This is a genomic window from Paraplanobispora takensis (assembly GCF_016863195.1).
Classification (GTDB): domain Bacteria; phylum Actinomycetota; class Actinomycetes; order Streptosporangiales; family Streptosporangiaceae; genus Planobispora; species Planobispora takensis.
The window spans coordinates 15,142-28,292 of sequence record NZ_BOOK01000048.1; the positions used below are offsets into that span (position 1 = coordinate 15,142).

The following is a 13,151-nucleotide window of genomic DNA, read 5'->3' on the forward strand; positions in this document are numbered from 1 at the left end:
AATCCCGATGTGACGCGACCCCGCCGCAGGGCAGTCTGAGGACATGAGCGAAAACGACTTCTCAGGCGTCAAGCAGCTCCGCCGGACCAGGGACGGACGCATCGTCGCGGGTGTGGCCGCGGGCCTCGGCCGCTACGTCGGGATCGACCCGAACATCATCCGCGCGATCCTCGCCGTCGCCACCATCTTCGGTGGTCTCGGGGTGGCCCTGTACGCGGTCGGCTGGCTCCTGCTGCCCGAGGAGGGCAAGGACAGGTCGATCGTCCAGGACCTGATCGAGAACAACAAGGACAACCCCGCCTGGCTGGACGCCAGGGCCAAGGCCGAGCGCGGCTGGCGCGAGGGGCTGGCGAAGGCCGAGCAGGGCTGGGCCCGGGCCACCCACAACGACCGGACCGGCGCGCCGTACCAGGGCCACCAGGGCGTGTCCCACCCCACGCACCAGGACCCGCCGGCGTCCTACCCCGACTATCGTGACCCGGTCTCGCCGTACGCCGGCTCCGAGCCCCCGCGGTACGCCACCCCGCAGGCCCCCCGGGGCGACGACGAGCCCAAGCCGCAGGTCTGAGTCAGGCGGTCGCCGTCGTGCGGACCCTCCTGATGACGTCCTTGCGAGATTCTGTCCACAGCATGGCCAGCGTGGCGGCGACGAAGAGACCCGCCGCGCCGGCCAGCGCCACCACCGGTTCGGGACCGAGCTCGTCGGCCGCGGCGCCGCCGACGAAGATGCCGATCCCCTGAGCGGCCAGCAGGCCGGACTGGACGAGCCCGAAGGCCTGGCCGCGCCGTTCGGCGGGCACGCACTGCACGAACGCGGCGTTCGCGGCGAGCTGGTAGGCGCCGCCGATGCCCGAGACGAACCACAGGACCAGCACCACGGCCAGCGGCGGCCGCATCGCACAGGCGATCAGCGGGGCGCAGGTCAGCATCGCCATCCAGCCCATCGCGCGCAGGCGCCTGGAGGGGCTGACGTAGCGGCTGAACAGGAAGGCGCCCACCACCGTCCCGGCGGGCATGGCGCCCATGAGCAGGCCGGCGACGAACGAGATCTGCTGGGGGTCGTCGGTCAGCGTCGCGGCGTAGGGGGCCGCGATTCCCTCGGGAAGCACGTAGAAGCCGCAGAGCCAGGCGAAGAGCACCAGGATCCTCAGCCGCGGATCACCGAAGACCAGCCTGGCCCCGGCCTGGGTCATCGTCCACATCGAGGGACGGTCGGTGTCGCCGCGCAGGGGAGCCGGGCGCCGCCGTACCCCGGACATCAGGATCAACGCGGAGGCCATGAAGGTGGCCGCGTCCAGGGCCAGGGCGCGGTACGGTCCCATCCCCATGATCAGGGCGCCGCCGACGGCGAAGCCGAGCATCTGCGCCGCCTGGTTGGTCATGTTCTGCAGGGCCGAGCCCGCGACGTAGCGATCGCCCTCGAGGAGCTCGGGCAGGAGCGCCGCCCGCGCGGCGGAGAAGGGCGCGCTGAGCAGCACCACGCAGAAGACCAGGGCGCACAGGGCGGCGAACGAGGTGCCGGGGACCGCCATGAGCGCGACCATGAGGGCGCGCAGCACGTCGCAGACGACCATGACGCGGCGGCGGGCGTAGCGGTCGGCCAGACCCGCCAGCAGCGGCCCGCCGATGATCGGCGGCAGGTAGGTCAGCGCGTAGACCGAGGCGGTGGCCAGCGGGGACTCGGTCCGCTGGAAGACCAGAACGGACAGGGCCACCCGGGAGAGCTGGTCGCCGAGCAGCGAGAGCGCCTGACCGGCCCACAGCGCGCGGAACTCCCCGACGGCGAGGACTTCGCCGTAGGTCGCCCGCCTTTCGGCCGGACGGCGGTGCCGCCCGGTCGACCGCCCGGACCTGGTGGCAGCCATATGACTCCGCTGAGCTGGCAGGCGAACCTGACCCCGTGTATCCACTGTGTAACCTACGGTGCCCGTTGAGGCGCCGGTTCGCAACCCGAAGTGACCAACCTCATGCAAGCTGTAATTCCAGATCGGGAAATATCGGTCATGAGGTGCGGTGATAGGGGATGCGGCCTTGATAACCGGCGATTACCAGCCGAGTTCGTGCAGCCTCTCATCGCTAATGCCGAAATGATGCGCTATCTCGTGAACGACGGTTATCTGCACTTCTTCCACTACATGGTCTTCGGTGTCGCAGATCGCGCAGATCGAGTTGCGGTAGATCTCGATCCGGTCGGGCAGCACTCCGGCGTACCAGTCGCCCCGTTCGGTGAGCGGGATGCCGGTGTAGAGGCCCAGAAGGTCCGGCTCCGGCGGGTCGTCCACGACCACCACGACCACGTTGTCCATGACTTTCGTCAGTTCCGGGGGGATCGTGTCCAGCGCCTCGGCCACGAGCTCCTCGAACTTCTCTCTCGAGACCTCGATCACATCTGCCATTCTGCCCCTCTTTTCCGGGTAACCGGATCTCTGGAAATGGGTAGGGGTGGAGGTGCATGAATCTCACGCGTTGGACCCAGAAGGCCCGCGGGCTGGTGTCGGGGCGGGTCGCCAGGGCTGCGACGGTCGTCGCCGTCGCCCTGGCGGGAGCGTGGCTGGGAATCAGCCTCGCCGGCCCCGTGCGCGCCGTGGTGGGGCCGGTCGAGGCCGGCATGTCCGCGGAGCTGTCCCTGACGGGGGAGACCGTCGTGGACGCCCACCCGCTCGGGACGCTCAAGTTCGACACCCATGACGCGCCCATCCGGCTGCGCGCGACCCTGCAGAACATCAACACCGAGCGGATCAAGGCCCTGCTCGACGATCCCCGGCTCGCCGACCGGCTCCCCGAGGTGCTGGAACAGGAGCTGAGCGACGGCGTCGGCCGGCTGATCCTGCGGGTCATCCTCTGCGGCCTGGCCGGGGGCCTGATCGGCTGCCTGATCGTCTTCCGGCGTCCCCGCGCCGCCCTGGCCGGCCTGCTGAGCGCCGTCGTCATGATCGCGGGCATCGGCACGGCGACGATCGTGACGTACCGGCCGGACGCCGTGGTGGAGCCGGAGTACACCGGCCTGCTCGCCGGAGCGCCGTCCCTGGTCGGCGACGCCGAGTCGATCGTGACGAAGTTCGAGACCTACCGGGGGCAGCTGGCCAAACTGGTCAACAACGTCTCCCAGCTCTACGACACGGTCTCGGCCCTGCCCGTCTACGACGCCGACCCCACCGCGATCCGGGTCCTGCACGTCTCGGACATCCACCTGAACCTGATCGCCTGGAACCTCATCCGCTCGATCACCGCCCAGTTCAAGATCGACGTGATCGTCGACACCGGGGACATCACCGACCACGGCACCGGCCCCGAGGACAACTTCGTCAAGGAGATCGGCAACTTCGGCGTCCCGTACGTCTTCGTGCGCGGAAACCACGACTCCAAGGCCACCCAGCGGGCCGTGGCCAGGCAGAAGGGCGCGATCGTCCTCGACGGCACGTCCAAGACCGTCGCCGGGCTGCGCATCTACGGTCTCGGGGACCCCCGCTTCACCCCCGACAAGTCCGTGGCGGTCGACTCCGACCTCGAGTCCCTGGCCGCCCTCGGCCGGGAGCACGGCGCACGGCTCACGCAGGCCGCCGAGCCGATCGACCTCGTGGCGGTGCACGACCCGACGATCGCCAAGGGTTTCTCGGGCTCGGTCCCCATGGTCCTGACGGGCCACTCCCATGCACGCTCCACCGAGATGCTGCCCTCCGGCACCCGCGTGCTCGTCCAGGGCTCCACCGGCGGTGCCGGCCTGCGCGCCCTCGAACACGACGAGCCGACCCCGGTCACGGCCTCGGTCCTGTACTTCGACAGGGAGACGCGCAGGCTCCGGGCCTGGGACGACATCACTCTCGGAGGGCTCGGAGAGCAGTCGGTGCAGATCCAGCGTCACCTCGAGAACGACCCTGGGCGTACAATTTCACCGGAGCCGACGATCAGCCCTTCTCCGACGGGTTCGACCGCCGGCACCGCTACGCCGTGAGTCGGGGGAAACCACTTTGGCATCGGGGGCGAATGTCCCCTATGCTTCAGAGGTCTCCAGCGGAAGACGGCAACGGCAGCGGGACGCATGTCCTGAGCCCCCATCGTCTAGTGGCCTAGGACACCGCCCTTTCAAGGCGGCGACACGGGTTCGAATCCCGTTGGGGGCACGGCCGAGCGAAAGCTCGCCAGGGAAACGGCAGGTCGAAGGCCTCCGAAGAGCTGGTAAGCTAAGCAAGGCAAGAAGGACGGGAGCGAAAAACTTCCGGCCAAGCAAGGTCCTGTAGAGCAGTTTGGAGTGCTCGCCACCCTGTCAAGGTGGAGGTCGCGGGTTCAAGTCCCGTCAGGACCGCTCTGGTGGGTGTTCATTCACCGCCCAGGTCAGGTAGCTCAGTTGGTACGAGCGTCCGCCTGAAAAGCGGAAGGTCGGCAGTTCGACCCTGCCCCTGACCACCACACCTGAAGAGCAAGAACGCCCCGTACGGCTCGCCGTGCGGGGCTTTTTGATCTCCAATGACAGCGACGCTGACAGCAACGTCCTTGATCCTGGGTGAAGATGGGCGCATGGGTTCCGTCCAGCCGAAGTTCCTTCTGCTCGATGAGGATGATCAGGTTCTTGGGGCCGGTCTCGATGCAGAGGGCGTCTTCGTCGAGTCGGCGGAGAGCGATGAGGATCTCACAGTAGAGATCCTGGGATGCCTTCCTGCTCGGCGCTTACGTGATCATCTTGAGGGATCCAAGCGCTATCGCCGGAGGAATCCGCTGGACTCGCTACGGCTCCGGATGCTCGATGTGGCGGGAGGGCCCTTCGTGGACTTCCGGATGGGCGAGATCATCGAGTGGCGATCCTCGCGACTCGATCCTGAGCGGGTGGACATCATCGCTCTGTGGGGATTCGACAGTCCGTCGGCCGGCGGGCGTGATGTCTGGGAGCGCTGGCGTTCGGCTCGGCCTGATCGGCTCAACCAGTGGGCGCCGTACGGGCCGGAGGGCAGGCGGGAATGGCTGACCATCGTCGGCCGCAGCATCCCCCGAAGGGTCGAGGGGCTCGATCGCCCGCCTGGATGCGTGTACCACCTCGATGGAACCCACGTCACCGGTGAGGCGGCCTTCTACCTCGCGATCGGAGAGGCGATAAACGGGCCCGGCGGCTACTTCGGCTGGAATCTCGATGCGCTGGACGACTGTTTGGCGGGTCGCTTCGGAGCCAGGACGCCGTTCACTCTGATCTGGAGCGACTCCCAGGTTGCGCGGGAGTCCCTGACGAGGACCTTGGGAGAGGCGGATGACGCTCCCTCCTATTTCGAGGTCATCCAGAAGATCTTCGCGGAGCGTGATGTGGATGTCGTGCTGAGGTGACCGCAGCCCGGCGCATCCTCACCGGGGCGGGACCCCGCTGACGAGGTGCCCGCCCTTCCCCGCGGATCAGGCTCACCGCTCGGCGACGAGGTTCAGGAGATGGAATCCTTTCCCCGGGAATCCCTCCACTCGTCCCGCCCCGCTGTCTCATCGGCGGAAGGGACGGGGATGTCGGTCTCGGCGCCCCAGCCGGTCAGGCGGGCGTCGAGGACATGGAAAATCCGGAGATTGGAGCCGTTGACGATCCACCGCCGACGAGCTGACGCTTGAGCGCGTCGACCGGGCTGATCGGGCCTGTCCGAGCGTCCGCAGCGGTACCGAGTCCGGTGACCGCGATGGATGCGGCCATCGCGACGGCCAGTGGGGCGATCCATCGCTTCATCCGAGTGGTCCTCCTCGATCCTCTCCGCGCCGGGAAGGCACTGCTGATCTTCCTGTCCCGAGGTCTCTTTTGCGCGCCGAACAGGATCGACGGGTCCGTGGACCGGGGCGTTACCGTGTGCGCGTGACGTTCGTGAACATCGTCCGGCCGAAGGGCGAGGAGCCGTATCCGTGTCCGTGCTGCGGGTTCCTCACCCTTGAACAGCGGGGCATGCACGAGATCTGCCCGGTGTGCTTCTGGGAGGACGACGGGCAGGACGACCACGATGCAGACGAGGTCCGTGGTGGCCCCGACTACGAGCTGAGTCTCACCAGGGGACGGCGGAACTTCGCCGAGTTCGGCGCGAGCCGCCGGCAGGACGTCAACAAGGTGCGCGATCCGTTTCCGCACGAGCACCCGATCAGGTGATCTCGCCGAAACGGATGCCGACAACAGGTCTGGACGGTCCCGGGAGATCGTCTTCCGGCTACGGATCAGAAGTTGGAAGAGGAGCCGGTCAGGTGCCTGAGGCCGTACATGTAGTCCTCGGGAGCGGGCAGGCCGCCGGGTGTCCAGACGAAGTAGCGCGTCGATGCGTGGAGACCTAGGCTGATGATCATGACGCGTTCGGCGATCGCGGTGCTTGCGGCCGTCTGCTTGGGGGCCGGTGCCGTTCTGGTCGCTCCTGCCGCCTTCCTGGTGTTGACCTATGGGTGTACCGCCGAGGATGACCGGTTCGCCACCGCTCTGGCCGGGCTCAGCATCCTCGATGTCCACCCGGTGACTGCGACGCCCCAAGGGGAACGCGACTCCAGCTGTGACGATGACGACCGGATAGTGACCGTCTGGCAGTCTTATCGGTCCTCGGGGCCGAGCGCCGATGTGCTGTCCTTCTACCGGGACGCCGCGTTCATGGATGGCTGGAAGCCCTTGATGGGGGAGGACGGCGAAGAGACGGGCTGCTTCGTCAAGCCGGTCGGTGTCAGTGATCTCCACCTCTCGGTGTCGATGGGCGAGGAGACGTACGACGCCGACTATGACGTGGACGTGAGCTCTTCTGCGGACGGTGGAGGCTGGTGTTGACGCCGCCGGTTCTCGGAGTGCTTTCGCTCCGCCTGAAAAGTGGAAGGCCGGCAGTTCGGCCCTGCCCCTGACCATCACACCCGCACAGCAAGAACGCTCCGTACGGCTCGCCGTGCGGGGCTTTTGATGTGTTGCCCCACCCGTTATGGGTGGTTCCCGGCGCCCTCCGCCGCCGCACCCTGTCATGAGCGTGGAAACCGCAGCAGCAACGGTGTCCGGAGGGAACGTGCCATGACGACGAGTACGACTCCCGCCCCCGTCCCGTTCACCGCCCGTGACTTCGAGGCGCGGAGGGCGCGGGTGGTCGCCGCGGCGGCGGAGGCCGGGCTCGGTGGGGTCCTCGTCGCGCCGGGGCCGGATCTCGTATGGCTGACCGGGTACCGGCCGACCGCGATCACCGAGCGGCTGACGCTGCTGGTTCTCACCTCCGACCGGGAACCGGCCCTGCTGGTGCCCACTCTTGAGAGGCCGGACGCCGAGGCGGCCGAGGGGACCTCCTCCCTGGACATCCTCGACTGGCCGGACGGGGCCGACCCGTACCGCGTCGCAGGCACGCTCCTGCCGTCGGAGGGGGAGTTCGGCGTCTCGGACTCGGCGTGGGCCCTCCACCTGCTCGGCCTGCAGGATCAGGCGCCGAAGTCGCGCTACCGCGCGCTGACGCGGAGCCTGCCCATGCTCCGCGCGGTCAAGGACGCCAACGAACTCGGCCGGCTGGCCGCGGCGGGTGCGGCAGCCGACCGGACCTACACCGAGGTCATCCGGCTGCGCTTCGCCGGTCGTCGCGAGACCGAGGTCGCGGCGGACCTCGCGGCGTTGCTGCGCGAGTTCGGGCACGAGCAGGTCGACTTCACCGTCGTCGGCTCCGGCCCGAACGGCGCCAATCCTCATCACGAGGCCGGGGAGCGGGTGATCCGGCCCGGTGACGCGGTCGTGCTGGACTTCGGGGGACTCATGTACGGCTACGGCTCCGACACCACGCGCACGGTGTGCGTCGGCGTGCCCACCCCGCAGGTGCAGCGGGTGCACGACATCGTCCGCGGCGCCCAGCAGGCCGCCTTCGAGGCCGTGCGCCCCGGGGTCGCGTGCCAGGAGATCGACCGTGTCGCCAGGGCCTTCATCGCGGAGGCCGGGTACGGCGAGCGGTTCATCCACCGCACCGGTCACGGGATCGGCGTGACCACGCATGAGCCGCCCTACATGGTCGAAGGCGAAGAGCAGCCGCTCGTCCCCGGCATGTGTTTCTCGATCGAACCGGGCGTCTACCTCACCGGCAGGTTCGGCGTCAGGATCGAGGACATCGTGACCGTCACGGACGAGGGGGGCCGGCGGTTCAACAACACCGACCACGCCCTCCAGATCGTCGAGTGAGCGAGTAGGAGCGCGCCGTGGCCGCCCTGCCCCGCGCGGCCGTACCCGGCGTGCGGAACCCTACCCCCGTAAAGGTCACCCCTCCCGGGTGAGAGCCGGTGATCACAGGGCGTTCTAACGTGATCGCATCCACCTTTCCGCCGTGATCGAGGGGGCGATGAGGGTGCGGGAATTCGATAGGGCGTCCGCCGCCGGAAGGTGTCCCGCCATGACGCGTGGGAGGCCGCATCGGCGGGGCGAAGTGAGGCTGACATGAGTACCGCAGACATGCCGGCGGACAGGCCGGCCGCGCAGTCGGCGGCCAAGGCGGAGGCCGGAAGCCGGGCACCGACGGTGGTCTGGATCTCCTGGGTCGCCTTGGCGCTGATGACGACGAGCTCGGTCGCCAGCCTGCGGCCGTCTCCGACGATGGCCGTGTACGGGCTGGCGTGTGTGTTCCTGTACCTGGTACCGGCGATCGCGTTCCTCCTGCCCACCTCGCTCGTCTCCGCGGAGCTTGCCTCGGGATGGGAGGGCGGCGTCTACAAGTGGGTGTCGGAGGGGATCTCCAAGCCCATGGGGTTCCTGGCCGTGTGGTGCCAGTTCGCGATGACGATCTTCTACTATCCGAGCCTGCTCGGCTTCGTGGCCGGCACTCTGGCGTACGTCTTCAACCCGGACCTCGCGACCAGCGGCGTGTGGACCGCGATCGTGATCATGGTGACGTACTGGGCCGGGGTCTGGGTCTCCTCGCGCGGCACGAAGGGCGTGGCCGGTCTCGCCAGCGGCGGCCTGATCATCGGGACTCTCATACCGGGCGCGGTGCTGGTCACCCTCGGCCTCGTCTTCCTGGGGCAGGGCAACCCGTCGGCCGCGCCGATGGACGCCGCCCACTTCCTGCCCGAGTGGGCGGGCATCGCGAGTCTCGTGCTGATCGTGAACAACTTCCTGTCCTACTCGGGCATGGAGATGAACGCCGTGCACGTGTCGTCGCTGCGTGATCCCCGCAAGGAGTTCCCCCGTTCCATCTTCCTGGCCACCGGGCTGGTTCTGCTGATCTTCATCCTCCCCGCGCTGGCGATCAGCTGGGTGGTGCCGGCCGAGGAGCTCTCGCTGACCGCCGGCGTGATGCAGGCGTTCGACGCGGTGTTCGCCCAGTTCGGCTCGCAGTGGCTGACGCCGATCGTGGGGATCATGCTGGTCACGGCGTCACTCGGCGGCATGCTCACCTGGCTGGCCGGTCCGTCGAAGGGCCTGTTGCTGATCTCCCGCCAGGAGGGCTACCTGCCGCCGTTCCTGCAGCGGCTGAACAAGCACGGCATCCAGCAGAACATCCTGGTCACGCAGGGTCTCATCACCACGGCGATCGCGCTCTGCTACGCGTTCATCCCGGATGTCTCGAGCGCCTACTGGATCTTCTCCGTGATCACGACGCAGGTCTATCTGATCATGTACCTGCTGATGTTCGTGGCGGCGATCCAGCTGCGCCGCAAGCAGCCCGACCACCCGCGCGGGTACCGGGCGCCGATGCTGATCAGCATGTGCGGCATCGGGTTCGCCGCGTCGCTGGCCGCGCTGCTCGTCGGGTTCATCCCGCCGTCGCAGTTCGGCTCGGGCAGTCCCGGCGTGTACTTCCTGATCGTGGCCGGCGGCGCCCTGGGGCTCGGGCTGCTCGTGCCGTACCTGTTCCACAGGTTCCGCAAGCCGTCGTGGAAGCAGCCGGAACAGCCGGAGGCGAGCGTGTCATGACCACCACACGGGATTCGACGCGGTTCCAGCGCATGGTCGTCTACATCCTGGGCGCCTCCGTGGTCGCGGGCATGATGCTCACGGCCCTGCTCCTCCACCGGTCGAACGAGTCGACGGAGACGGCGCAGGCGAAGGCCGACCAGCTCATAGCCGCGCTCCAGCAGGCCGGTGCCGTGCACGTCCCCTCGCAGGAGCAGATCGTCGGAGTCCTCGGGGACGACGGCGGAGCCGCCTGCTCCGACCCGGGCAGCGCGCTCGCCGGCGGTGCGCTCCACAGTCAGCTGGCCAACGGCGCCGGGGGACCGGGGACGCGGCCGGTCATCGCCGACAGCAAGGTCGTCCAGGGTCAGTTGCTCATCCTCCAGATCTACTGCCCCGACGAGCTCGCGGAGTTCGAGCAGACGGTCGAGGATCTCAAGTTCGAGGATGTCGTGAAGCCGTGAACGAGATGGAGATGCGGAACGCGATCGCCGCGTTGATGCCGCGGGCGCGTGAGGAGCTCGCGGAACTCGTCGCGATCAGGTCGGTGGCCGACTCCCGTCAGTTCCCGCCCGAGGAGTGCGAGGCGGCGGCCGTGTGGGTCCGCGACAAGTTCGCCGAAGCGGGCTTCTCCGACGCACGGCTGGAGGAGACCGCCGACGGGAGCAGGGCCGTCGTGGGATACCGGCCGGGTCCCGGCGCCGATGCGCCCACCGTGCTGCTGTACGCCCACTACGACGTGCAGCCGCCGCTGAACGAGGCAGCCTGGCGCACCCCGCCCTTCGAACTCACCGAGGTCGGCGGGCGCTGGTACGGCCGCGGCGCCGCCGACTGCAAGGGCAACATCCTCATGCACCTCACCGCGCTCCGCGCCCTCGGCGGGAGCGTGCCGGTCAATCTGAAGCTGGTCGTCGAAGGGTCCGAGGAACAGGGCACCGGCGGCCTGGAGGCCTTCGTCCCGGACCACGCCGACCTTCTGCGCGCGGACGCGATCCTGATCTGCGACACCGGCAACGCCGCGGTGGGCCGGCCGGCCGTCACGGTGAGCCTGCGCGGAATGATCAACGTGGTGGTGACGGTCGAGGCGCTCGGCTCCGAGGTGCACTCCGGCATGTTCGGAGGCGCGGCGCCGGACGCCCTGGCCGCCCTCGTCGCGATGCTGGCGACCCTCCGCGACGACCGGGGCAACACCACGGTCAAAGGCCTGGACAACAGCCAGACCTGGACCGGTGATCCCTACCCGCCCGAGCAGTTCCGTCAGGACGTCGGCGCACTGGGAGGCGTCTCGCTGCTGGGGAGCGGGAGCGTCTCCGACATGATCTGGGCGCGTCCCGCCGTGACCGTCCTGGGCATCGACTGCCCGCCCGTCGTGGGGTCGGCGGCGGCCATCGTCCCGCGGACGGCCGCCCGCCTCAATCTGCGCGTCCCTCCCGGGATGTCCCCCGATCAGGCCCGCGCCGCCCTCCTCGAACATCTGCGGGCGGCGGCGCCCTGGGGCGTCCGGGTCTCGGTCGAGGTGGAGGCGGAGGGCGCGCCGTTCCTGGCGTCCGTCGACGGTCCCGCCTACCGGGCGATGGCCGGCGCCATGCTGGAGGCCTACGGCACGTCGATGGTCACCCTGGGGCAGGGCGGGTCGATCCCGCTGTGCAACGTGTTCGCCGGCGTCTACCCGGAGGCGGAGATCATCTTGATGGGCGTCGAGGAACCCCTGACCCTCATGCACGCCCCGAACGAGAGCGTCGATCCCGGCGAGATCGCGAACATGGCGCTGGCCGAGGCGTTGTTCCTCCGGCGGTACGCGACCGCCGGCCGGTGAGGCGGGGGCGGAAAGCCCCGCACGGATCACCGTGCGGGGCTTTCCGGTCTCCGGCGCGGCAGTCATTGCACCATCTGGTTCAGTGTTTTATAGTGAACCACATGGTTCAGCAAGAGGTCCTTGATCGGACGTTCGCGGCCCTGGCGGACGCCACGCGACGACAGATCCTCATCCGGCTCGGCCGGGGGCCCGCCTCCATCGGTGAGCTGGCCGAACCGTTCGGCATGTCGCTCACCGGCATGAAGAAGCACGTACACGTCCTGGAGAACGCCGGCCTGGTCACCACGGAGAAAGTCGGCCGGTCGCGGCAATGCCGCCTGGGGACCGAACGCCTGGAGGACGCCATGTCCTGGATCCGGTTCTACCAACGGCTCTGGGAACGCCGGCTCGACGGCCTCGACGCCTACTTCACCCTCACCAAGGAAGACGACCGATGACCCAGAACACCGAAACCTCGCAACTGCGCATGACCCGCGTCCTGCCCGTCGGCCCGGAAGCGGTCTTCGACGCCTACACCGACGCCGAGAAGCAGAAGATCTGGTTCAGCATCCTCGACGAGAAGCCCGGCATCGTCGAGATCGACGTCGACCTGCGCGTCGGAGGACGGCAGACCGCGGTGTGGGGGCCGGATCCCGACACCCTGTTCAGGGAGACGCAGACCTTCCTGGTCATCGACCGTCCGCATCGCCTGGTCACCGAATCCGTCGGCAGCAGCCCGGACGGCATGACCATGACGACCACGGTCGAGGTCACGTTCGAGGCACACGAGGGCGGAACGCTCCTCACGGTGGTGCAGAGCGGGTTCCCGACGTCGGAGACGCGCGACTTCTTCGTGCAGGAGGTCTGGGTCGGAGCGCTCGACCGGATCGAGGCGTACCTGCGGCGGGAGCAGGGCCGGTCCTGACGGAGGGAACGGACGGTCACCATGAACCCGTCGAAGGACACGCGCGATCACGCACCCGGGAGCTCGAAGAGGCACGGCCCCGGCAGATTTCTCACCGTCGTGGCGACCGTGGCGGCCGCGGTGGTCCTCAATCTCGTCGTCTACGGGCTCGGGCGCGCCGCCGGCGGCGACTTCCGGTTCACCGCCTCGGGGGTGCCGGCCGAGGTCGACGCGATCACCGTCGCCGGCTTCACCGTGCTGCCGCTGCTGGCGGGGATGACCCTGGTGGCGGCGCTCGTACGGATCTGGCCGTGGGTGGTGAACGCGGCACTGGCCGTCGCCCCGGCGCTGGCGCTCGGCACCATCCTGATCATGACGATTCCCGCCGACCTCGATATCACCAGCAAGATCACGTTAGCGTCGTGCCACGTCGCACTCGTGCCCGTGACGGTCGCCGGGCTGCTGACACTGCGCAGGCGCCGCGATGAACGGACCGCCTCGCATCCGCCTGCCGTGGAGACGGGTCTGTCCGAGTCCGCCGGTCATGACGCCGGATGAGTGCGGGGACGGCGACGTCCCCGCACTCGGGCCGATCTCGACCGGCGTTCACCACTGTCCGGTCA

General features: G+C 68.7%; 16 protein-coding genes and 3 tRNA genes. 15 read left to right on the plus strand and 4 right to left on the minus strand.

What is annotated here, in order from left to right:
• The first annotated feature begins 43 nt into the window (after positions 1-43).
• Positions 44-568 carry a PspC domain-containing protein gene (locus Pta02_RS30855; RefSeq protein WP_203878498.1) on the plus strand — a complete coding sequence of 175 codons (525 nt, stop codon included), beginning with the start codon at positions 44-46 and terminating at the stop codon, positions 566-568.
• A 1-nt stretch (position 569) separates the two neighbouring features.
• Here the strand turns inward: Pta02_RS30855 and Pta02_RS30860 are convergent, their stop codons facing one another.
• Both Pta02_RS30860 and Pta02_RS30865 read right to left on the minus strand, forming a co-directional pair.
• On the minus strand, positions 570-1,865 hold the full coding sequence (locus Pta02_RS30860; RefSeq protein WP_203878499.1) for an MFS transporter: 1,296 nt from the start codon (positions 1,863-1,865) through the stop codon (positions 570-572).
• 180 nt (positions 1,866-2,045) lie between these two features.
• Positions 2,046-2,396 (minus strand): metallopeptidase family protein, encoded by a 351-nt coding sequence (locus Pta02_RS30865; protein ID WP_203878500.1) that lies wholly within the window; start codon positions 2,394-2,396, stop codon positions 2,046-2,048.
• A 56-nt stretch (positions 2,397-2,452) separates the two neighbouring features.
• Here Pta02_RS30865 and Pta02_RS30870 point away from each other — a divergent pair, with 56 nt between their 5' ends.
• The 5 genes from Pta02_RS30870 (at position 2,453) to Pta02_RS30890 (ending at position 5,310) form a co-directional block, all read left to right on the plus strand.
• Positions 2,453-3,952, plus strand: coding sequence for a metallophosphoesterase family protein (locus Pta02_RS30870; RefSeq protein WP_203878501.1), 1,500 nt, complete (start codon positions 2,453-2,455; stop codon positions 3,950-3,952).
• A gap of 96 nt (positions 3,953-4,048) precedes the next feature.
• Positions 4,049-4,121 (plus strand) — tRNA-Glu (locus Pta02_RS30875).
• A 107-nt stretch (positions 4,122-4,228) separates the two neighbouring features.
• A tRNA-Asp gene (locus Pta02_RS30880) sits at positions 4,229-4,303 on the plus strand.
• 27 nt (positions 4,304-4,330) lie between these two features.
• Positions 4,331-4,407 (plus strand) — tRNA-Phe (locus Pta02_RS30885).
• Positions 4,408-4,515: 108 nt separating this feature from the next.
• Positions 4,516-5,310: a barstar family protein gene (locus Pta02_RS30890; RefSeq protein ID WP_203878502.1), complete on the plus strand. Its 795-nt coding sequence runs from the start codon at positions 4,516-4,518 to the stop codon at positions 5,308-5,310.
• A 193-nt stretch (positions 5,311-5,503) separates the two neighbouring features.
• Here the strand turns inward: Pta02_RS30890 and Pta02_RS30895 are convergent, their stop codons facing one another.
• Entirely contained in the window at positions 5,504-5,692 is a 189-nt protein-coding gene (locus Pta02_RS30895; RefSeq protein ID WP_203878503.1) for a hypothetical protein, read from the minus strand.
• 123 nt (positions 5,693-5,815) lie between these two features.
• Between Pta02_RS30895 and Pta02_RS30900 the strand changes: the two genes are divergently transcribed.
• Complete coding sequence (locus Pta02_RS30900) at positions 5,816-6,100, plus strand: CPCC family cysteine-rich protein (RefSeq protein ID WP_203878504.1); 285 nt, start codon at positions 5,816-5,818, stop codon at positions 6,098-6,100.
• 65 nt (positions 6,101-6,165) lie between these two features.
• On the opposite strand, the gene Pta02_RS42065 is transcribed toward Pta02_RS30900, so the two are convergent.
• On the minus strand, positions 6,166-6,291 hold the full coding sequence (locus tag Pta02_RS42065) for a hypothetical protein (protein WP_275423630.1): 126 nt from the start codon (positions 6,289-6,291) through the stop codon (positions 6,166-6,168).
• Between Pta02_RS42065 and Pta02_RS30905 the strand changes: the two genes are divergently transcribed.
• The 8 genes from Pta02_RS30905 to Pta02_RS30940 all read left to right on the plus strand — a co-directional run bounded on the left by Pta02_RS30905 (position 6,290) and on the right by Pta02_RS30940 (position 13,086).
• Positions 6,290-6,754: a hypothetical protein gene (locus tag Pta02_RS30905; protein WP_203878505.1), complete on the plus strand. Its 465-nt coding sequence runs from the start codon at positions 6,290-6,292 to the stop codon at positions 6,752-6,754. The genes Pta02_RS42065 and Pta02_RS30905 overlap by 2 nt on opposite strands.
• A 231-nt stretch (positions 6,755-6,985) precedes the next feature.
• Positions 6,986-8,122 (plus strand): aminopeptidase P family protein, encoded by a 1,137-nt coding sequence (locus tag Pta02_RS30910; RefSeq protein WP_203878506.1) that lies wholly within the window; start codon positions 6,986-6,988, stop codon positions 8,120-8,122.
• A gap of 252 nt (positions 8,123-8,374) precedes the next feature.
• Positions 8,375-9,850: a glutamate/gamma-aminobutyrate antiporter GadC gene (gadC, locus tag Pta02_RS30915; protein WP_203878507.1), complete on the plus strand. Its 1,476-nt coding sequence runs from the start codon at positions 8,375-8,377 to the stop codon at positions 9,848-9,850.
• The gene (locus tag Pta02_RS30920) at positions 9,847-10,293 is read left to right on the plus strand and encodes a hypothetical protein (protein WP_203878508.1); all 447 of its coding nucleotides are present in this window, start codon (positions 9,847-9,849) and stop codon (positions 10,291-10,293) included. The genes gadC and Pta02_RS30920 overlap by 4 nt, the downstream gene beginning before the upstream one ends.
• A gap of 5 nt (positions 10,294-10,298) precedes the next feature.
• Positions 10,299-11,645, plus strand: coding sequence for a dipeptidase (locus Pta02_RS30925; RefSeq protein ID WP_239131362.1), 1,347 nt, complete (start codon positions 10,299-10,301; stop codon positions 11,643-11,645).
• 101 nt (positions 11,646-11,746) lie between these two features.
• Positions 11,747-12,082: an ArsR/SmtB family transcription factor gene (locus Pta02_RS30930; RefSeq protein ID WP_203878510.1), complete on the plus strand. Its 336-nt coding sequence runs from the start codon at positions 11,747-11,749 to the stop codon at positions 12,080-12,082.
• Complete coding sequence (locus tag Pta02_RS30935) at positions 12,079-12,549, plus strand: SRPBCC family protein (RefSeq protein ID WP_203878511.1); 471 nt, start codon at positions 12,079-12,081, stop codon at positions 12,547-12,549. Before Pta02_RS30930 ends, Pta02_RS30935 begins: the two co-directional genes overlap by 4 nt.
• 21 nt (positions 12,550-12,570) lie before the next feature.
• Positions 12,571-13,086, plus strand: coding sequence for a DUF6069 family protein (locus tag Pta02_RS30940; protein WP_275423631.1), 516 nt, complete (start codon positions 12,571-12,573; stop codon positions 13,084-13,086).
• The last annotated feature ends 65 nt before the right edge of the window (positions 13,087-13,151 follow it).